Source organism: Sphaerisporangium sp. NPDC004334 (genome assembly GCF_053602655.1).
The window spans coordinates 44,456-65,111 of record NZ_JBSGDZ010000038.1 but is presented as its reverse complement, the minus strand read 5'-3'; the positions used below and the strand labels follow the sequence as shown (position 1 = coordinate 65,111).

Below are 20,656 nucleotides of genomic sequence, written 5' to 3'. Positions count from 1 at the left end.
ATCTCATACACCGCGGCGGGAGGCCTTGTGATGAATGTGGACACGATGGGCTGGGACACGGTCCAGCGCAGAGCGTTCGGCGAGCTGACGGCGAAGTCGTGGCTCGACGGCGAACTCCGGCGCCGGTACGAGCGCGAACCCCTCGTCGTGCTGGCCGAGTTCGACATCCGGCTGGCCGAGGGTTCGGTCGCGCCGACGCTGCCGCCGGAGCCCGGCACCGAGCTGGTCATCGAGATCCTCGACGGCGCCGAGGCGCCGCCGCCGCCTCCGTGCCTGCTCAGCCTGTGCTTCTGCCTGCAGTACTCCCCGGGGAGAGATCCGCGATGACCATGACCGCGGTGGAGGCGCCGGGAGGCGAGCGCATCGACCAGCTCGTCTCCACGGTCCGGACCAAGGCGTGGCTCGCCGCGGTCGCGCTCATCCTGGTGGCGGCCTGCGCGGTCGGCTGGGCCTGGTTCGGCCAGGTCCGCGACGTGGTCGCCGGCACGGGCGTGCTGGTGGCGGGGGGCGGCCCCGTGGGGGTGGCCGCGCCCGTCACCGGCAGCCTGGCCGAGATCCTGGTCCGCCCGGGCCAGGAGGTGACGCCCGTGACGCCGCTGGCGGTCATCGCCGACGCGCGGGGACGCAGGCACGTGGTGACGGGCACGGCGAGCGGCCGGGTGCTGCGCACGGCCGTGCCCGGCGCCGCCCTGGCCGCCGGCGGCACCGTCGCGGCGGTCGACCCGGCCGCCGGGCCCCTGCGGGCGCTGCTGACGGTCGGCCGCGACAGGGTCGGCTCGCTCGCCCCCGGCCAGCCCGTCGCCTTCGGCGGCGGGTGGCAGGGCAGGGTGAGCGCCGTCGAGCCCTACCCCGCCTCCGGCGAGCTGCTGCGCCCGCTCTACGGCGACTCCCTGCGGGCCGAGGGGCGCTACCTGGTGACCGTCGACTTCGGCCGTCCCGCCTGGCCGGGCGCCACACTGACCCCGGTCGCCGGGGAGATCACCGTCGCCGTCGTCCGGCCCGTGGACGCCCTGTTCGGCGGAGGCCGCCGTGGCTGAGCGGACGGCCCGGCCGCGGCCCGTGCGCACCGAGCGCCGTCCCCAGATGGAGGACGCCGACTGCGGGCCCGCCTGCCTGAGCATGATCTTCGCCTTCCACGGCCTGCGCGTCCCCCTGCACGAGATCAGGGAGCGGTGCGGGGTCGGCAGGGACGGGCTGACCGGGGCGGGGATCAAGGCGGCGGCCGAGGAGTACGGCTTCACCGTCGCCGGATGGAGGGTGGAGGCCGACGAGCTGGAGACCTTCGCCGTCCCCTCGATGATCTTCGTGGACCGCCGGCACTACGTGGTGCTGGAGGGCCTGCGCAAGCGGTGGGCCTACCTCAACGACCCCGCCGTGGGCAGGATCCGGCTGAGCAGGGAAGAGTTCCGGCGCAGGTTCAGCGGAATCGTGCTGGTCCCGCGCCCGGGCGAGGGCTTCGCTCCCGGAGGGGCGCGCTTCCCCATGGCCCGCTCGGCGCTGGCGAAGGTGCGGCCCTACCTGGCCGCGCTGCTCGCCATCGCCGTCATGGCCTTCACGCTGGCCCTGCCCGCGGCGGTCACCTCCCTGCTCACCCGGCTGCTGCTGGGCAGGGTCCTGGTCGCGGGCGACACGGCCTGGAGCGCTCCGGTGCTGCTGGGGCTGCTCGGCTGCGTCGGCTTCACCCTGGCGGGGACGTGGGCGCAGCAGCGGCTGCTCGGCGCGGTGCAACTGGCGATGGCCGCCGACCTGTCCGGCCGGTACGTGTGGCGGCTGCTGCGGCTGCCCGGCGACCACTTCCACCGGCGGGGGACCGGCGGCCTGGTGACCCGCACGTCCTTCGGCGCGGGGCTGGCACTGCTGATGTCGGACCGGGTCGCCGCGGTCATCGCGGCCCTGCTCACCATGGTGGTGCACTCCTCGATCCTGTTCGCCTTCCACCCGGCCTTCGCCGCGGTCGCCGCGCTGCTGGCGGCGGTCAACCTGGCGGCGATGCGCGCGGTCAGCCGGCGCAGCGCCCCGCACCAGCAGCGGCTCATCTTCGACGAGCACCGCCGCGACAGCATGGCCTTCAACGGCGTCTCGATGGCCGAGTCGCTGAAGGCCGACGGGGCGGAGAACTGGTTCTTCGCCAAGTGGGCGGGCCTGTCGGCGCGCACCATGGCGGCGACGCAGGACCTCATGCGGGTCACGCAGGCGCTGATGGTGGTGCCCGCCGCGCTCGGCTCGCTCGCCGGGGCCGCCATGGTCATCACCGGCGCGGTGCTCACGGCCCGCGGCGAGGTCACGATGGAGACCGTCATCGCCGCCCAACTGCTGGTCGGCGCCTTCCTGGTGCCGGTGTCCTCCCTGGTGGGCATCGGCGCCGAGGCGCAGGTCGTGGCCGCCCAGACCAGCATGCTCGACGACGCCCTCAGCGCCGAGCCCGACCCGCGGCACGCCGAGCCGCCTCGCGCGCCCGAAGGGACGGGCGGCCTGCGCGGCGCGGTGGAGTTCGACGGGGTCACCTTCGGCTACGACCGCCAGCACGGCCCCGTCATCGACGGACTGTCATGGCGCGCCGAACCGGGCCAGCGCATCGCCATCGTCGGCCGCACGGGCAGCGGCAAGTCCACGGTCGCGCGCCTGCTCACCGGAGCGGTGCAGCCGTGGTCGGGGCAGATCAGGTTCGACGGCGTGCCACGGCAGGACACGCCCCGCGAGACGCTGACCACCTCGGTCGGCTACGTCGAGCAGCAGCTCCAGGTGTTCGAGGGCACCGTGGCCGACAACCTCACCCTGTGGGACCCGACGGTCCCGCCGTACCGGCTGCGCAGGGCCGTCACCGACGCCTGCCTGGCCGACGTCGTGCACCGCAGGGGCGGGCTGTCGGGCGGGTGGGTCCAGGAACGCGGGCGCAACCTGTCGGGCGGCGAGCGGCAGCGCATGGAGATCGCCCGCGCGCTCGCGCTGTCCCCCTCGGTGCTCGTGCTCGACGAGGCCACCAGCGCCCTGGACGCCGAGACCGAGGCACTGGTGGACGCCAACCTCAAGGCCAGGGGCTGCACCTGCGTGGTGATCGCGCACCGGCTCAGCACGGTGCGCGACAGCGACCTGATCCTCGTGCTCGACCGGGGCAGGGTCGTCCAGCGCGGCACGCACGCCGAGCTCATCGCCCAGCCCGGCACCTACCGCACGCTCGTCGAGGAAGCGGCATGAACCGACACCCTGTGGGCCCGAACGGCGTCAACGGCGCGAACGGCGCGAACGGCGGCAACGGCGTGAACGGCGCCTGCGGCGCGAACGGTGCGAACGGCGCCAACGGTGCGAACGGTGCGAACGGCCGCTCGTCCGGCGGCGACGGCGCCGATGGCCACTCGTCCGGCGGTGCGAACGCCCGCCCGTCCGCCGGGGACGCCGCGCTTCCCTTCGCCGAGGGCGCGGGCGGCTACCCCGTCAGCGAGATCGAGCTGATCGACCCCTACGCCTGCTGGCGCGTGGTGAGCGGTTCGGTCGACGTCCTGCTGTCCCCCCTGGACGGCCAGGGGCGCCGCCACCGCGTCCTGCGGGTGGAGACCGGCCAGCTCATGCACGGGTTCGCCGCCACCGACCTGCCCGGCGGCTACACCGTCACGGCCTCCCCGGCCGAGGGCACCGCGGTGCGCCGCGTCCGCAGGGAGGCCGGCGCGCTCTCGGCCTGGGCGCGCCGGCTGCGCCACCCGGGCGCGACCGCCGGCCCGGACGGCGAGCCGTCCCGTCACCGCCGCGACGGCGGGACGCAGGACCCGCCGGGCGAGCGCGAGCTGCGCGCGCTGCACCGCGAGACGCTGGCGCGGACGCTCCTGCTGGCCGAGGCCGAGGACGCCGACCGGGACAACTGGCGCGCCGCCCGCGCGGCGGCCACGGGCGAGGCGCTGCGGCGCTCGTTCACCGACGTCGCCGTCGCCGCCGGCGCGCCGCCCTCGCCCGACCGGCCCCGCACCGGCGCCGAGCACGCCGTCAAGGTGGTCAAGGCGCTCGGCGACCACTGCGGATTCGCCGCCCCCGACGCCGAGCCCGCGCTCGGCGCCTCTTCCGCTTCCTCCCGCGCGGGCGAGGCCGCGCGGGAGGACGACTCACCCTCCGCCGACCCGCTCGGCGCGGCGCTGGACGCCGCCAGGGTCAGGCACCGGCGCGTGCGCCTGGACGGGCGCTGGTGGCGCACCGCCACCGTCCCCATGATCGGCTTCACCCGGGACGGCGGGCGGCCGGTGGCGCTGCTGCCGCACCGGGGCGGCTACCGCGCCGCCGACCCGGCCACCGGCCGGCGCCGGGTCACCGAGGCCGTGGCCGCCGGCCTCGCCCCCGACGCCCTGCAGATATACCCGCCGCTCGGCGAGGGCGTCGCCTCGCCCCTGGCCCTGCTCAGGTTCGGCCTGCGCGGCGCGGGCAGGGAGCTCGCCTGGCTGCTCGCGACCGGCGGCGGCGCGGCGTTGCTCGCCCTCGGCGTCCCCATGTTCACCTTCACCCTGCTGAACTCCGCGGCCGACCCCGCCGACCGGCCGGCGATGGTCTGGACCGCCGTGATGATCGTCGGCGTGGTCTGCGCGGGCGCGCTGCTGCTCGCCGTGCGCAACGCGGTGCTCGTGCGCGTGCACAGCCGCCTGCAGGAACGGCTCGAACCGGCCGTCTGGAGCCACCTGGTCTCCCTGGACCTGCCGTTCTTCGACCAGTACTCCACCGGCGAGCTGGTCCAGCGGGCCAACGCCGTCTCCGACATGCGAAAGTCCCTCGGCGAGGCCGCGGTCAACTCCCTGCTCGGCGGCATGTTCTCGCTGTTCGGCCTGCTGGTGCTCGTCGCGGTGGACTGGCGGATGGCCCTGGCCGCGCTCGGCGGGGTGGCGGTGCTGCTCGGCGTGCTGGCCGCCCGCGCCGTGCGCCAGCAGCGCCACGAGCTGGTCATGCACGAGCAGTACGGCAAGGTCTACTCCCTGCTGTACGCCTGTCTCGGCGCGATCGACAAGATCCACGTCGCCGGCCGGGAGGCGCAGGTCTTCGGCCTGTGGTCGCGGCTGTTCGCCACCCAGCAGCGCGCCGCCGCCGCGGCGCAGCGCGAACGGGCGGTCTCTGCGGCCATCGGCGCCTCCGCGCAGCCGGCGCTGCTGCTCCTGCTCGCCGTCACCGGGCTGGCCCTGCGCGTGCCCGCCGCGTCCTTCGTGGTCGCCGCCGTGGCGCTCGGCCAGTTCGTGCTCGCCCTCGGCCAGATGAACCGGGCCGTCGAGGCGGCCTTCGCCCTGCTGCCCCGGTTCGAGCGGCTGCGCCCGGTGCTGGAGCGCCCGGCCGAGACCCCGCCCGGCGCCAAGGACCCCGGCGAGCTGACCGGTCTGGTCCGGCTCGCCGGAGTCTCCTTCGCCTACCCCGGCACCGCGATGCGGATCCTGGACGAGGTGTCGATGGTGTTCCGGCCGGGCGAGTTCGTCGCGGTCGCGGGCCCGTCCGGCGCCGGCAAGTCCACGCTGGTGCGGCTGCTGCTGGGCTTCGAGCCGCCCCGCACCGGCCAGGTCCTCTACGACGGCGGCGACCTGCGCGACCTGGACCTGCGCCGGGTGCGCTCCCAGGTGGGCGTGGTGATGCAGCAGGCCCGCGTGCTGCGGGGCTCGGTCATGGAGAACATCGTCGGCGACGTGCCGGGCGCGACCGAGCAGGACGCCTGGCGGGCCGCCCGCCTGGCCGACCTGGACGGCGACATCGCCGCCATGCCCATGGGCATGCACACCGTCGTCGGCGAGGACAACGCCTCCTTCTCCGGCGGGCAGCTCCAGCGGCTGCTCATCGCCAGGGCGCTGGTGAAGCGCCCGAAGATCCTCATCCTCGACGAGGCGACCAGCGCGCTGGACAACCACACCCAGGCGCTGGTCAGCCGGAGGATCGCCGAGCTCGACATCACCCGCATCGTGATCGCGCACCGGCTGAGCACCATCAGGTCGGCGGATCGGATCTACGTACTCGACCAGGGCAGGGTCGTCGCCGACGGCCCGTTCGAGGAGCTGATGGACCGAAGTCCGCTCTTCGCGCGCATGGTCCGCCGACAGGAGGTCTGAGATGACGGCCCTTGGATATGCCGACGTGCGGGGAGAGGGCCTGCTCGCCGTGCCGGGCGGGGACGAACGGCTGATCGCCGTGCTGGCCGCCGCCGCCCCGTTCTCCGAGCGCGTGTCGGGGGAGTTCTTCGTCCCGGTCGCCGGGCGCGGCCCCCGCCAGGCGTCCGAGCGCACCAAACGCTGGCTCAAGGCCGCCGTGGGCGACGACGACGACGCCAAGCGGGCGCTGCTGCACCACCGCAGGCGCTCGGGCCGCGACCTCGGCGCCGGACTCGTCGACGTCCGCCTCGCAGACCCGCGCCGGCTGCCCGACTGGGGGTACGCCCTGGTGGACTTCCTGCTCGCCCAGCCCCCCACGGCCGCCGCCGACCCCGCCACCGGGCGCCCGGGCTCCCCGTTCGTGTCCTTCAGGCGCGCGGTGAACCGGCTGGTCGACATCGAGGACGGGACGGTGCGCGGCGTGCCCGTCACCCCCGAGGCGTGCGAGGACATCGCCGGGCAGCTCGTCGAGCGCCTGACGCAGGTGTGCTTCTCCGGGTTCGCCTTCGAGGCGCAGCTCGCCGGCACCGCCAACGACGTGTCCGCCTGGCTGCAGAGCCCCGGCCTGGACGTCAGCCAGGCCGGCTGGCTGGACCGGCTGGAGACGCTGCCGGGGCTGGCCTACGTCATGGGCGTGACCTGCCTGCAGTGGCGGCGGGTGGTCCACGAGCTGTTCGACCGGCTGGGCGCCGACCTGCCCGAGCTGCGCAGGACGCTGTGGGGCTGGACCGCCCCCGGCCCGGTCACCGGATACTCCGGCGACTCGGGCGACCCGCACAACCACGGCCGGGTCGTCACGCTGCTCACCTTCGCCTCCGGCGAGCGGGTGGTCTACAAGCCCAAGGACCTGCGCTCGGTGGTCGGCCTGATGGACGTGTGCACCCTGCTGAACAACCACGGGCTCCCCCTCGCCCTGCACACCCGCGAGGTCGTCCTGCGCGAGGACTACGGCTGGGAGGAGTACGTCACCGCCGAGCCGGGGACCGACGAGGACAGCGTCCGCCGCTACTACACGCGCCTGGGGATGCTGGCCAGGCTCGCCCAGTTCCTGGAGTGCCGCGACCTGTGGGCCGACAACCTGGTCGCCAAGGGGGACACGCCGGTCTTCATCGACCTGGAGAACGTCCTGCAGGCCCGCATCAGCAAGCCGTCCGTCATCGGCGACCGCATCCAGTCGCTGTGGGGCAGGGTCGAGGAGACGGTGGCCAGGACCGCGGTCATCAGCTTCCCCCGGGTGATGGGCGGCGGCGTCCAGGCGCACGACATCGGGTGCATGGCCGGGCTGCAGGAGCAGATCGCCCGGCACCCCCAGGCCTACCCACTCGGCTGGGAGGCGCCGCCGTACCGGCCCACCTGGGGCGCCGGCGAGCTGGCCCAGCCGAGCCGCTACGCCGACGAGGTGGCCGAGGGCTACCGGCAGATGCAGGAGTGCCTGGCCCGCAACCAGGACCTGCTGGCCGACCCGCGCGGACCGCTGGCGCTGCTGCGCGAGGCGCCGGTCCGCTACATCTGGCGCAGCACCTGGGACTGCGTCGAACTGCTCGGCACCAGCCTGAGCCCCGGCGCGCTGATCGACGGGGTCGCCCGGGAGGTCTGTCTCGCCCACCTGTTCCGCAGCGCCAGGGAGACGCTGCGGCACGACCCCGGGCGCGAGGACATCCTGGAGATCGTCGAGCAGGAGATCGACGCCTTCCGCCGGATGGACGTCCCGCTGTTCGTCTCCAAACCGGGATCCGACTCGGTGTTCACGCCCGACGGGGTGGAGATTCCCGGGCACTTCGGGGGCACGGCCTGGCAGCGGCTCCAGGACCGTGTGGCCGACCTGGCGGGCTTCCCGCTGGACGAGCATCTCGCCGTCCTCGCGACCTGCCTCGATTTCACCGGCGCCGGGGAACTCCCCGCCACCTTCCCCGGCGCCGGGCCGCGTCCTCGCACGGTTCGCGAGATCGGCCTGCACGTCTACGACCTGTCGGGACGCCGGGAGGAACCGCAGGCCGAGGTGCTGCTCGCCCGCGCCGGCGAGTTGGCCGACCAGGTGCTCGCCGCCGCCGTCCCGCTCGGCCCGACCCCGGGCGGGCCGGCCGGTGAGCGGTCGGGCTGGATCGGCGTGGTGACCTACCCGGCGCACGGGCTGGACCAGGTCGAACCCCTGCACGGCGACCTGCTCACCGGCACCGCGGGCCTGGCCGTCTTCCTGGCCGAGCTGTACGCCAACACCGGAGCCCCCGGCCACTGGACGGCCGCGCAGGACGCGCTGGACGCCTCGGCCGAGTTCGCGACGCTGTCCACCCGCTCGGCCGTCTACCGCAGGATGTCGGGCACCCTGGCGCCTGTCGGCGCCTTCGTCGGCATCGGCTCGGCCATCTACGCGCTGAGCCGCTGCGGCGCCACGCTGTCCGACACCCGGCTGGTCGAGCGGGCCGCCGGGCTGGTGCCGCTCGCCGAGGCCGAGCTGACCCGGCCGACCTCCGCCGAGCCCGTGCTCGGCCGGGCGGGGCTCCTGCTGGCCCTGCGCAAGCTGCGCGAGGCCTCGCCCGTCCCGGTCCCGGCCGCCGACGCGCTCGCCGCGCGGCTGCGCGAGGAACTGCTGGCCGAGTTCGTCTCCGGCGGCGCCTCCCGTCCGCCCTACCCGCCGGACGTGCCCGCCCTGGAAGGGCTGCCCATCGGCGCCGACGGGCTGGTGTGGGCGCTGGCCGCCTCCAGCGACGCGCCGGGGGAGGACGTGGCCGCCGCGGCGCTGCTCGCGCACCGCTTCGGCCTGGACACCCCCGGCTCGCTGCTCGCCGCCGTCGCCACCGCCCACCTGCTCGCCGGCGAGGTTCCGGCCGAGCTGCGCGAGCGGGTGGCCCGGTACTGCGCGCCCGATCCGGGACGGTCCTGCGCGCGGCTGGTGGTGGACGCCGAGGTGGCCCTGCACACCGCCCGCCTGACCGGGGACGAGGCGCTGGAGCGTTCCGCGCGTGGCCTGGCCGCCGAGCTGCTGCGCCGCCGCGACCACACGGGCCGCTGGTTCGCCGACCGGCGGCGCGCCGACCGCCTGTCGCTGTCGGCCGTCAACGGCCTGGCCGCCGCGGGGCTCACCCTGTTGCGGCTGGCCGACGACCAGGTCGCCTCCCTCCGCCTCGTGCACTGATCCGAAAGGAACGCCATGGACGCCCGACCAGCATTTCGCCGCCAGTACCGGGTGGAGGTCATCGAGGGAGACGGGGTATTCCTGATCTCGGAGCGCGACACGCACGTCCTGACCGGCCGGTCGATCGAGGCGGTGGCGGGCCTGCTCGACGGCAAGCACACCGTGCAGGACATCCTCGTCGCGGTCGAGCCGGACGTCCCGCCGGAGAACGTCTACTACGTGCTCCACACGCTGCGGGCGCGCGACCTGCTGGTCGACGTCACCGAGGACCTGGAACGGGGCACGGCCGCCTTCTGGGAGATGACCGGGCGCACCGCCGAGGAGGCGGTCGCCGGGGTGCGGGGCGGGCGCGCCGAGGTGCTGGCCGTCGGGGACGCCCCCGACGAGGAGCTGCGGGCGCTGCTGGCCGCCGAGGGCGTGCAGGTCACCGGCCCGGCGGACGCGGCGTTCACCATCGTGCTCACCGACGACTACCTGCGCGGCGAGCTGGCCGAGATCAACAGGCGGCACCTGGCCGACGGGCGTCCCTGGCTGCTGGCCCGCACCGTCGGCCCGGTCCTGTGGGTCGGGCCGGTGTTCCAGCCGGGCAAGGAAGGCGGCTGCTGGCGGTGCCTGACGCAGCGACTGGAAGGGCACCGGCAGTCGCTGACCTACCTGGAGGAGCGGCTGCGCGGGCAGAGGCCGCTGGCCCTGCCCGCCGCCGACCTGCCGCTCACCCGCGGCGCCGGCGCGCGGCTGGTCGCGGCCGAGGCGCTGAAGTGGCTGGCCGGGGCCAGGAGTCCGCAGCAGCGCGACGTGATCACCCTGGACACCATGCACCTGGGCGCCACCCGCCACGAGCTGCGCCGCAGGCCGCAGTGCCCCGAGTGCGGCGACGCCGGCATGATGGCCGCCGCGGCCGAGTCGCCGGTCGAGCTGCGCTCCCGGCCCAAGACCTTCACCGCCGACGGAGGCCACCGCTCCCGCCACCCCGAGGACACCGCCGACCGGTACGCCCACCTGGTCAGCCCGGTCACCGGCGTCGTCAGGGAGCTCGCGCGGGTGGAGACGGGCACGCCCTTCGTCAAGACCTACATGGCCGGGCACAACTTCGCCCGGCAGATCCGCGACCTCGGCTCGCTGCGCAAGGGCCTGCGCAGCCAGAGCGCCGGCAAGGGCATGACCGACCTGCAGGCCAAGGTCAGCGCGATGTGCGAGGCGATGGAACGGTACTCGGGCATCTTCCAGGGCGACGAGGCCAGGCGCACGGCGACCTACCGGCGGCTGGGCGCCGACGCCCTGCACCCCAACGCCTGCGCGCTCTACAGCGAGGAGCAGTACCGCACCCGCCGCGACCTGGCGCACACCTCCAGCTACTCCTTCGTCAGCGACCCCCTCGACGAGGACGCCCCCATCGAGTGGACGCCGGTGTGGTCGCTGACCGAGCGGCGGCACAAGTACGTGCCCACCGGCTACCTGTACTACTACTACAACGACTCCCACCAGACCGGCCCGATCTACGCCTGGGCCGACTCCAACGGCAACGCGGCCGGCTCCTCGCGGGAGGACGCCGTCGTCCAGGGCTTCATGGAGCTCGTCGAACGGGACGCGGTGGCCCTGTGGTGGTACAACCGCCTGCGCCGCCCGGCCTTCGACCTGGCCACCTTCGCCGACCCGTGGATGGAGGAGTTCCAGGAGGTCTACGCCGGTTTCGGCCGCGAGATGCACGTGCTGGACCTCACCACCGACCTCGGCGTCCCGGTCGCCGCCGCGATCAGCCGCCGTGTCGGCGGGCCCAGCGAGGACATCCTCATGGCCTTCGGCGCCCACTTCGACCCGCGCATCGCCGTCCAGCGCGCGCTGGCCGAGATGAACCAGTTCATCCCCGCGGTCATCGACGTCGGCGCGGACGGCGCCACCCGCTACCGCTTCGACGCGAGCGACCAGCTCGACTGGTGGAAGAACGCCCGCATGGAGGCGCACCCGTACCTGTCGCCCGACGGCGCGCCGGTGCCCGCGTCGGCGCACGCGCGGCCGGCCACCACCGACCTGCTGGACGACGTCGCCGCCGCCCGCGCCGTGGTCGAGGAGCGCGGCATGGAGATGCTCGTGCTCGACCAGACCAGGCCCGACATCGGCCTGCCGGTCGTCAAGGTCATCGTGCCGGGCCTGCGCCACTTCTGGCGCCGGCTCGCCCCCGGCCGCCTGTACGACGTGCCCGTCCAGCTCGGCTGGCTCGCCGAGCCCACCCCGGAGGAGCAGATGAACCCCATCACGATGTTCCTGTGACCGTTCCTGCGGCGCGGCCGGACCCACCGGCCCCCATGGTCGGCCTGCGCGAGGACGCCGTGGTCACCTCGGCGGACGGGACGCTGACCATCACCAACCCCTTCGGCGCCTCAAAGCTGCGCGGCCTGCCGCCCGCCGTCGAGGAGGTCCTGCGAGGGCTGCCGGGCACGCTGGCCGCCGAGGACGAGCTCGCCGAGCGACTCCTGGCCGCCGGCGGCACCAGCCAGGAAGCCGCCCTGCTCTACCTGACGCTGTCGCGGCTGCGCCCGGTCCTGGTCCACGCGGTGGAACCGCTGCTGCGGGTCGTCCCCGTCGCCCGGGACGCCGAGTTCCGGCCGCCGGTCCTGGCCCCCGACGACACCGCGCGCCTGTCGAGGTTCGCGCTGGTCCGCGCGACCGAGGAGGGACTGGTCCTGGAGTCCCCGCTGTCGCGGCACCGCGTCATGCTCACCGAGGAGGCCATGCCGCTGCTCGGCGCGCTCGCCCGTCCGGTCATGGCCAAGCAGGCCCCCGAGGCGATCGGCCACCTGGTCGCCGCCGGCATGGCCGTCACCGGCGACGCCGAGGAGAGCGACCCGGCGCTGCGCGCCTGGGACTTCCACGACCTGCTCTTCCACGCCCGCAGCCGGATGGGGCGGCACGACCAGCCGTTCGGCGCGAGCTTCCGCTTCGTCGGGGACGTGCCGCCCGAGCCGGTGGTCAAGCGCCCGCCCGCGGGCCCCGCCGTGGAGCTGTTCACCCCCTCGCTGGAGGAGGCCGCCGCGGCCGACCCGCCGTTCACCACCGTGCTGGAGTCGCGCCGGTCGGTGCGCGAGTACGCCGACGCGCCGCCGACGGTCCGCCAGCTCGGCGAGCTGCTCTACCGCGCCGCCAGGGTGCGGGGCGTCTTCGGACCGGCCCCTGGCATGCCGTACGAGGCCAGCAGCAGGCCCTACCCGGCCGGCGGCGCCGCCTACGAACTGGAGCTGTACCTCACCGTCGCACGATGCGAGGGCCTGGACCCCGGTGTCTACCACTACGACCCGCTCGGGCACCGGCTCGCCGCGCTGCCCGCCAGGGACGCGGACGCGCGCGCGATGCTCGGCGTGGCCCGCCTGGCGACCGGCGGCATGGCCACCCCTGACGTGCTCATCACCGTCACCTCGCGCTTCCAGCGGATGTCGTGGAAGTACTCCGGGCTCGCCTACGCCGCCACGCTGAAGAACGTCGGCGCGCTCTACCAGACCCTGTACCTGGTGGCCACCGCGATGGGAATGGCCCCCTGCGGCCTCGGCAGCGGCGACGCCGACCTGGCCGCCCGCACGTTCGGCCTCGACTGGGTTAAGGAGTCGTCGGTGGGCGACTTCCTCATCGGCGGAGCCCCGGCAGACGCCGCGCCCGGTTCGTGATGTCCGTCATGGGCGACAGATGTCGTCTGCATCTGCCGGTTCCCGGCACGAGTCGGCATCGTTGCAGGCGGGAGGCCCAGTCGGCCGGAGAGGAGACAACGCCTGATGGCGGAGAGCATCTACATCCTCGGAGATCAGGACCGCAGGAAGTTCGCGCGGCTGATCGCGGCGGCGTGGGGCGACGGTGAACTGCGCGACCGCTACGAGACCGAGCCCAGGGCCGTGCTGCACCAGTACGGCATCGTCTACCCCGAAGGGGTCAGGACACCGCCGCTGCCCCCCAAACCCGACGGCGAGTTCGACATCACCGACCTGGAGACCGCGGCCGGCGACGCGGCGAGCTCCATCGGCACCGTCAGCAGCATCTCCAGCTGGAACGGCTGCCTGCCCTGCGGCTACCTGTGCGACTCGGGGGTGACGACGTGAACGGGCCGGTCATCGAGGTCGGCGGTCTGCGCAAGAGCTACGGCTCCTTCACCGCCGTCGACGGCATCTCCTTCGAGGTCGGCCAGGGAGAGGTGTTCGCCCTCCTCGGCACCAACGGCGCCGGCAAGACCACCACGATCGAGATCCTCGAAGGCTACCTGCGCCCCTCCGCGGGCACGGCGCGGGTCTTCGGCCACGACCCCGCCGACCGCGCGGCCCTGCGCTCGCGCACCGGCCTGGTGCTCCAGGAGTCCGGCCTGTTCGGCGACCTGACGGCGGCCGAGACGGTGGCCGCCTGGCGCAGGTTCACCTCCGGCTCCCGCCCGGTGGCCGAGGCGCTGGAGCTGGTGGGGCTGTCCGGCCAGGCGGGGACGCGGGTCAAGCGCATGTCCGGCGGCGAGCGCCGCAAGCTCGACATCGCCCTGGCCACCCTCGGCGACCCCGAGTTGCTGTTCCTCGACGAGCCCACGACCGGCCTGGACGCCGAGGCCAGGCGCAAGGTGCGCGACCTGGTCCGCGACCTCGCCGCCCGGGGCATGACGGTCTTGCTCACCACGCACTACCTGGAGGAGGCTCAGGAGCTGGCCGCGCGGGTCGCCATCATGGACAAGGGCGAGATCGTCACCCAGGGCACCATGGCCGAGGTGCTCGGCCGGGGCTCGGGACGGGTCGCCTTCGAGCTGCCCGATGGCGCCACCCCCGAAGGGCTGCCGGTGGGCGACGGCGACGCGCTCACCGTGGACGGGCGCCGGTGCGTCATCGTGACCGCCGACCCCGAGTCGGCCGCGCACGCGGTGCTGGGCTGGGCCCACGTGCGGGGCCTGCGGCTGAGCGGCCTGGACGTCCGCCAGGCCACGCTCGAAGAGGTCTTCCTCGACATCGCCGACCGGCGCGGGCAGGAGGTCCGCACATGACCGCCCGCACACTCCCGCATCCGCGGCTCGTCGTGACCGTTCGCATGCTCCCGCGCCCGCGGCTCGTCGTGACCGTTCGCATGCTCCCGCGCTCGCGGCTCGTCGTGACCGTCCGCATGCTCCCGCGATCGCGGCCCGTCGTGACCGCCCGCATGCTCCCGCGCTCGCGGCCCGTCGTGACCGCCCGTCCGCTCCCACGCCCGCGGTCCATCGAGGAGGGCACGTGACCGCCTACACGCTCTCGCACTTCCGGCTCACCCAGACGCTGTTCTGGCGCACGCCGGTGTCGGTCGGCGTCGCCCTGCTGTTCCCCGTCGTGTTCGGCGGGATCATGCCGGCCCTGCTGCCGGGCGGCACCAGGGGAGGGGCGCCGGTCGAGGTGGCCGTCATGACCGGCGTCATCGTCATGGGCATGGCCACGCTGGGCTTCATGACGCTGGTGGAGTCATTCGTCATGCGCCGGCAACTGCTGATCCTCAAGCGGCTGCGCGGCACCGAACTGCCCGACCTGGCCCTGTTCGGCGGCGAGATCCTCACCGTGCTGTCCATCGGCCTGCTCCAGCTCGTGCTGATCATCGGCGTGGCCAGGGCGGCGCACGGCATCGCGCTGCCGGCCAACCCCGCGCTGCTGGCGGCCACGGTGCTGCTCGGGCTCGCGGTGTTCGCCGCGATGGCCGTCGCGGTCAGCGGCAGGATCCCCGCCCAGGGCTCCACCGTCGTGGTCAGCCTGCCGTTCCTGCTGCTCGCCATCGGCCTGTCGGGGTTCGCCTACCCGGTCTCCGCCTTCCCCGGCTGGCTGCGCACCGTCTCCTCCTTCCTGCCCTTCGGGCGGGTCGCCGAGGGGATCACCACGGCCTACCTCGGGCGGGACTACGTGGGGCACGCCGGCGCGGGCGTGCCCGCCAAGGTCTCGGTCCTGGAGGGCTTCGCCGTGATGTGGCCGGGGTGGCTGGTCATGGCGGCCTGGCTCGTCCTGTCACTGCTCGCCGCGAAGAGGTGGTTCAAGTGGGAGCCTCGCAGAGGCTGAGGGGGGTCGGGCCGGGGACGGTCCGGCTGGCCCGGGTGACCGCCGGGGTGTTCCTGGTCGGCATGGCGGCCTTCGCCGCCGTGCCCCTGGCGGAGGCGCTCGGCGCCTACCCCGCCCTGCGGGCGGCGGGCGCCGTCCTGCTCATCATCGGCCTCACCGGCTGCTATCTGTGGCTGTCGGTGCGGGCCGTGCTCGACCGGGGCTCCCGCTGGGACCTCGCGGTGCTCGCCGGGATGTCCGCGCTCGCGGCGGCCGTCCCGTTCGTCGCGGGCCCCACCTGGCTGAGCGTGGGGTTCATGCTCCCGCTGGCCTTCGCCGTCACCCTGCGAGGGTGGGGCGCGGCGGCCGGGTTCTTCGCCTCGATCGCCGCCGGCGTCCTGCTCTCGGCCGCGCAGCCGATGAGCTGGGTGCTGTTCGGCTCGGTGCAGAACCTGCTCACGGCCGGGGCGCTCGCCGGCCTGGCCATCTTCGCGACGCTGCTCGGCGAACTGCAGCGCACCCGTGAGGAGGCCGCCAAGCTCGCCATCACCGAGGAGCGCCTGCGGTTCGCCCGCGAACTGCACGACGTGCTGGGGCACAACCTGTCGGTCGTCGCCATGCGGACCGAACTGGCCACCCGGATCCCCCCGGAGGAGATCGCCCGGGTGCGCCGCGAGCTGACCGAGATCCACGACATCGCCCGGCGCTCCCTGCACGACGTGCGCGCGGTGGTGAAGGGCTACCGCGAGATGTCGCTGGAGAGGGAGCTGAGCGGGGTGCGCCGGGTGCTGGAGACCGCGGGCGTCAGGTGCGACTTCGCCGAGCTGCCCTCCACGCTCACTCCGGAGGTCCGCGTGGCGCTGGCCTGGGCGGTGCGCGAGGCGGCCACCAACCTGCTGCGGCACAGCGATGCCACGGTCTGCCTGCTCGGCGTCGAGCCGTGCGGCGACCGCATCACCGTGACCGTGGCCAACGACGGCGTGCGCGCGGGTGGCGGTCTGTCCGCCTCCGGGGCGAGCGCGGCGGACGCCGCCGAGGCGACCGTGGGCGGGAGCGGCCTGGCCGGTCTCGACGAGCGGCTCACGCAGGTCGGCGGGAGCAGCGGGCGGCACATCGAAGACGGCTGGTTCACGCTGTCGCTGGACGTTCCCGGCGGCCCGATGGCGGCCGCACTGATCTCGGCCACAGGAGACCGGAAATGATCAAAGTTCTGATCGCGGAGGATCACGATCTCATCAGAGGAGCGCTGATCGCGCTGCTCTCGGAGGAGCGCGACATCCGCGTGGTCGAGGAGGTGTCCAGGGGCGACCAGATCGTGCCCGCCGTGGTCGGCAGCAGGCCCGACGTCGCCCTGCTCGACATCGGGCTCCCGGGAATCGACGGCCTGGAGGCCGCCGGGCTGATCAAGGAGCTGGAGCAGCCGCCGCCGGTGCTGATCCTCACCAGCGTCGGCTCGCCGGGCAACTTCGAGCGGGCCATGGCCGCCGGCGTGCGCGGCTTCCTGGTCAAGGACGCGCCCGCCCACCGGCTCACCGACGCCATCCGCGTGGTGGCGAGGGGTGAACGTTACATCGACCTGGACATCGCCGCTGACGGCGGTGAGCAGGAGATCGACACCAACCCGCTCACCGCGCGCGAGAGCGCCGTGCTTTCGGCAGTCGCGGCCGGCGGGCGGGGCAGCGATCTGCGCAGCACCCTCGGGCTGTCGGTGCACACCATCCGCAACTACCTCGCGGCGGCCCGCCTGAAGACCGGCGCCCGCAGCGACGAGGAGGCCGTGCGCATCGCCCGGGCCAATGGGTGGCTGGAGGACAGGACGGTCACGGCCGACGGTTGATTCCCGGCCCCGGGAGGCGTCACGATGCGTACGAAATCATGATGCATCCGGACAAGTTGGAGACCACCCGTGGCTCAGGAGAGTGAAGCTCAGGTCAGATGGCTGACCACGGGTGTCGTCGCGGCCACCGGAGCGCTGTGGGGGCTCACCCCCCTCGCCTTCGTGCTCGTCGGCGACCTCGGCCGGGCCCTGCTGGCCGTCGTGCTGCTCGGCGGGCTGCTCGTCGTGTACGCGCGCATCGTCGCCAGGCACATCGCGGGAACGAGCCAAGGGCCGCACCGGGTGCGGACCTTCCTGCTGTTCGCCGCCGTCGTCTATGGAGCGGTCCCGTTCCTCGGATCGGTCTGGATCTACACCCCGCTCATCGTCGCCACCGCCGGGCTGCTGCTGTTCCGCTTCCGGTACGGCGTCGGCGTGCTGCTCGCCGTCGCCGCCGCCGAGTACCCTCTGACCCTCGTGGAATGGTCCCCCGTGGCCGTGCCCGCCGTGCAGAAGAGCGCCGGAGTCCTCGTCGCCTCGGTGGTCGCCGCGGGCATCGTGCACTACGCCAGGTTCGTGCGCGAACTTCGCGAACTGCGGGTCGCGCTCGCCACGACGGCCATGGACCAGGACCGGCTGCGCATGGCGGGGGAGCTGCACGACCTGCTCGGCCAGACGCTCGCGTCCATCACCCTGAAGACCGAGCTGGCCCTGGCCCTGGCCGGCGCGGACAGGAAGCGGGCCGCCGCCGAGGTGGAGGCCACCATCGCCATCGCCGTCGAGGCGCGCCAGGAGATCCGCGACGTCGTGGCGGCCAGGCGCTCCCTGGACGTGGGCGCGGAGCTGTCGGCGGCCGTCGCGCTCATCGAACTGACCGGCGCGCGCTGCGACCTGCGCCTGGGCCTTGAGAAGATCGACGAGGAGATCGGCGACGCGCTCGGCTGGATCGTGCGCGAGGCGGCCACCAACATCGTCAGGCACAGCGACGCCCGGCACTGCCTGATCGAGCTGGACGAGGTCGACGGGGGAGTCCGCCTGCTGGTGCGCAACGACGGAGCCCGGCGGGAGACGGCCGCCCGGCGCGGCGGCTCGGGCCTGTCCGGGCTGCGCCAGAGGGCGGCGAAGATGGGCGGGTCCCTTTCGGCGGGCGGCACGGGGGAAGGCGGGTTCGAGGTGCGGGCGTGGCTGCCCGCCGTAGACGATCGGGAAAGTGAGCACCGTTGATACGCGTTCTGCTGGCCGAAGACCACGGCGTCGTCCGCGGCGCCCTCACCGCGCTGCTGAACCTGACCGGCGACATCGAGGTGGTGGCCGGCATCGACCGGGGCGACAAGGTCGTCCCGCACGCCCTGGCCTGCGCGCCCGACGTCGCCGTCATCGACATCGAGATGCCGGGCGTCGACGGCATCGAGGCCACCTGCCGCCTCAAGCGCGCGATGCCGTCCTGCCAGGTGCTCATCCTCACCGGGCTCGCCAGCAGCGGGCTGCTCAAGCGGGCGATGGACGCGGGCGCGAGCGGCTTCCTGCTCAAGGACGCCCCCACCGAACGGCTGGCCGAGAGCATCCGCAGGATCGTCCAGGGCGAGCGCGTGATCGACGCCACCCTCGCCCTGGCCGCCATGTCCGCCACCGTCACCCCGCTCACCGACCGGGAGGCCGCCGTGCTCGGCCTGGTCGGCTCCGGCGCCACGACCGGCGAGATCGCCGCCGAACTGCACCTGTCGGCCGCGACCGTCCGCAACTACATCTCCAGCGTCATCACCAAGACCGGCGCCCGCAACCGCACCGACGCCGTCCGCATAGCCGTCGAATCCGGCTGGATAGAAGGCCTCCGCCACAACTGAAGACCCACCGGGAAACGGCCCTCGCTCCGCTCGGACAGTCTTGCTTTGGGGCTCCGCCCCCACAGCAGGGGCTCCGCCCCCGCACCCCCGAGGTCTGACCCGACGAGCGACGTACACCGAGCGCGGACCATCCGGGAACGTCATCCCTGGCTCGTGATCGTTTCGCCGTAGAACGGGCGGGCCAGGTGCTGGCCTGTGAGCATTACGTCTGTCGCGGAGGCTGTGAACAGGGGTGTCGTGATGGCGGACGGGCAGGTCGAACCGGTGCATCCGGGAAGCGGTGCGAGGACGGCCGCAGCCTCATTGAGGCCGGGGCGGCGTCGGACGGGACACTAGGATCGATCTCGGCGGAGCGCGGCCTTCATAAGGAGTCTTATATGCCTCTCCCAGCATGGGCCACAGACCCGTCCAGCCTGCTCATCACGGAGGAGGAGTACGAGGCGCTGCCGGAGGAGATCTGTAAGACGATCGAGGTCGTCGACGGCCGTGTCGTGTTCTGCGAGTCGCCGACGCCGGGTCACCAGCGCGTCTCGCGCAATCTGACTATCGCGCTCTTGGCGGCTCGCCCGTCGCATCCCTGCATCGACGTCCTTCAGGACACCGACATGCGCTATCGCCACCGCAATCCGCATGTCACGCAGGCGGGGAAGCGGTTCACGTTCAGGAGACCGGACATCAGCGTCTTGCACTGCCTGGACGCCGGTGCGCGCCTATGGTCCGGTGACGTCCTGGTCGCCATCGAGATCACCTCCTCCGATGACGAGGTCGACTTCAACGACAAACGTGCCGAGTACGCAGCCCAGGGCATACCGGTCTATCTGATCGTCGTCATGGACGGCGACAGGGTCGGCTCGGTGGAGGAATACCGCCTTGACTGGAGCGGGCGCAACTACCAACTCGCCGCCGTGCACAGAGGGACGTTGGTCACCGAACTGCCCGAAGGCATGAAGCTCGAGACCTCCTTCACCGACCTCGAACGCATCTGACCCGGAGCCAGGCCTCCGATCGACGTTCCGGCAGGCGCTCGGACTCCTGAACTCGGCAAGGCTCAGTGCTCGGGAGCCGTTGCGGGGGCGGGAGGGTTCTAGACTGCGGCATTATGGCCGTACAGATCTCACCCAGCATTCTGACCGCTGACTTCGCCCGACTGGCGGATGTGGCCGGGCAGGTGGCGGGCGTCGCCGACTGGCTGCACGTCGACGTCATGGACAACCACTTCGTGCCCAACCTCACCATCGGGGCGCCGGTGGTGGAGTCGCTGGCCAAGGCGACCACGCTGCCGCTCGACTGCCACCTGATGATCGAGAACCCCGACCGCTGGGCGCCCTCGTTCGTCGAGGCCGGCGCGGGCAGCGTCACCATCCACGCCGAGGCCGCCAAGGCCCCCGTGCGCACGCTGCGGGAGATCCGCAAGGCCGGCGCCCGCGCCGGGTTCGCGCTCAACCCGGCCACCAATGTGCAGGACTACGAGGACATCCTCGGCGAGATCGACATGCTGCTGGTGATGACCGTCGAGCCGGGCTTCGGCGGGCAGTCCTTCCTGGACATCATGCTGCCCAAGGTCCGCAAGGCCCGCGAGATGATCCGCAAGCACGGCGGCGAGATCTGGCTCCAGGTCGACGGCGGTGTCTCCTCCCGGACGATCGAGCGTTGCGCCGAGGCCGGCGCCGACGTCTTCGTCGCGGGCAACGCCGTCTACGGCTCCGACGACCCCGCGAAGGCCGTCCGCGACCTCAGAGCACAGGTCGAACGCGCCTCGTCCTGAT

General features: G+C 73.5%; 17 protein-coding genes. All 17 read left to right on the top strand.

What is annotated here, in order from left to right; all coding sequences use genetic code 11:
- The first annotated feature begins 30 nt into the window (after positions 1-30).
- Positions 31-327, top strand: a complete 297-nt coding sequence (locus tag ACWEN6_RS35940; RefSeq protein ID WP_354850122.1) for a hypothetical protein — start codon at positions 31-33, stop codon at positions 325-327.
- Complete coding sequence (locus ACWEN6_RS35935; protein WP_452576468.1) at positions 324-1,037, top strand: hypothetical protein; 714 nt, start codon at positions 324-326, stop codon at positions 1,035-1,037. The genes ACWEN6_RS35940 and ACWEN6_RS35935 overlap by 4 nt, the downstream gene beginning before the upstream one ends.
- The gene (locus ACWEN6_RS35930) at positions 1,030-3,195 is read left to right on the top strand and encodes a cysteine peptidase family C39 domain-containing protein (protein ID WP_452576467.1); all 2,166 of its coding nucleotides are present in this window, start codon (positions 1,030-1,032) and stop codon (positions 3,193-3,195) included. The genes ACWEN6_RS35935 and ACWEN6_RS35930 overlap by 8 nt, the downstream gene beginning before the upstream one ends.
- Entirely contained in the window at positions 3,192-6,056 is a 2,865-nt protein-coding gene (locus tag ACWEN6_RS35925; RefSeq protein ID WP_452576466.1) for an ATP-binding cassette domain-containing protein, read from the top strand. The genes ACWEN6_RS35930 and ACWEN6_RS35925 overlap by 4 nt, the downstream gene beginning before the upstream one ends.
- 1 nt (position 6,057) lies before the next feature.
- The gene (gene lanM, locus ACWEN6_RS35920) at positions 6,058-9,228 is read left to right on the top strand and encodes a type 2 lanthipeptide synthetase LanM (protein ID WP_452576465.1); all 3,171 of its coding nucleotides are present in this window, start codon (positions 6,058-6,060) and stop codon (positions 9,226-9,228) included.
- Between the two features lie 15 nt (positions 9,229-9,243).
- A complete protein-coding gene (locus ACWEN6_RS35915; protein WP_452576464.1) occupies positions 9,244-11,496 on the top strand; it encodes a TOMM precursor leader peptide-binding protein in 2,253 nt (750 codons plus the stop codon).
- Positions 11,493-12,884: a SagB family peptide dehydrogenase gene (locus ACWEN6_RS35910; RefSeq protein ID WP_452576463.1), complete on the top strand. Its 1,392-nt coding sequence runs from the start codon at positions 11,493-11,495 to the stop codon at positions 12,882-12,884. Before ACWEN6_RS35915 ends, ACWEN6_RS35910 begins: the two co-directional genes overlap by 4 nt.
- A 105-nt stretch (positions 12,885-12,989) precedes the next feature.
- Positions 12,990-13,310: a TIGR04351 family putative TOMM peptide gene (locus ACWEN6_RS35905; RefSeq protein ID WP_354850141.1), complete on the top strand. Its 321-nt coding sequence runs from the start codon at positions 12,990-12,992 to the stop codon at positions 13,308-13,310.
- Positions 13,307-14,224 (top strand): ABC transporter ATP-binding protein, encoded by a 918-nt coding sequence (locus tag ACWEN6_RS35900; protein ID WP_354850144.1) that lies wholly within the window; start codon positions 13,307-13,309, stop codon positions 14,222-14,224. Before ACWEN6_RS35905 ends, ACWEN6_RS35900 begins: the two co-directional genes overlap by 4 nt.
- On the top strand, positions 14,221-14,451 hold the full coding sequence (locus tag ACWEN6_RS35895; protein ID WP_452576462.1) for a hypothetical protein: 231 nt from the start codon (positions 14,221-14,223) through the stop codon (positions 14,449-14,451). The genes ACWEN6_RS35900 and ACWEN6_RS35895 overlap by 4 nt, the downstream gene beginning before the upstream one ends.
- Positions 14,448-15,251, top strand: coding sequence for an ABC transporter permease (locus tag ACWEN6_RS35890; protein ID WP_452576461.1), 804 nt, complete (start codon positions 14,448-14,450; stop codon positions 15,249-15,251). The genes ACWEN6_RS35895 and ACWEN6_RS35890 overlap by 4 nt, the downstream gene beginning before the upstream one ends.
- Positions 15,230-16,432 (top strand): sensor histidine kinase, encoded by a 1,203-nt coding sequence (locus ACWEN6_RS35885; RefSeq protein WP_452576460.1) that lies wholly within the window; start codon positions 15,230-15,232, stop codon positions 16,430-16,432. The genes ACWEN6_RS35890 and ACWEN6_RS35885 overlap by 22 nt, the downstream gene beginning before the upstream one ends.
- Complete coding sequence (locus tag ACWEN6_RS35880; protein WP_380830237.1) at positions 16,429-17,067, top strand: response regulator; 639 nt, start codon at positions 16,429-16,431, stop codon at positions 17,065-17,067. The genes ACWEN6_RS35885 and ACWEN6_RS35880 overlap by 4 nt, the downstream gene beginning before the upstream one ends.
- A gap of 69 nt (positions 17,068-17,136) precedes the next feature.
- The gene (locus tag ACWEN6_RS35875) at positions 17,137-18,270 is read left to right on the top strand and encodes a sensor histidine kinase (protein ID WP_452576459.1); all 1,134 of its coding nucleotides are present in this window, start codon (positions 17,137-17,139) and stop codon (positions 18,268-18,270) included.
- Entirely contained in the window at positions 18,267-18,890 is a 624-nt protein-coding gene (locus ACWEN6_RS35870; RefSeq protein WP_380830235.1) for a response regulator, read from the top strand. The genes ACWEN6_RS35875 and ACWEN6_RS35870 overlap by 4 nt, the downstream gene beginning before the upstream one ends.
- 377 nt (positions 18,891-19,267) lie before the next feature.
- Positions 19,268-19,876, top strand: a complete 609-nt coding sequence (locus ACWEN6_RS35865; protein WP_452576458.1) for a Uma2 family endonuclease — start codon at positions 19,268-19,270, stop codon at positions 19,874-19,876.
- Positions 19,877-19,989: 113 nt separating this feature from the next.
- Positions 19,990-20,655 (top strand): ribulose-phosphate 3-epimerase, encoded by a 666-nt coding sequence (rpe, locus tag ACWEN6_RS35860; RefSeq protein ID WP_452576457.1) that lies wholly within the window; start codon positions 19,990-19,992, stop codon positions 20,653-20,655.
- The last annotated feature ends 1 nt before the right edge of the window (position 20,656 follow it).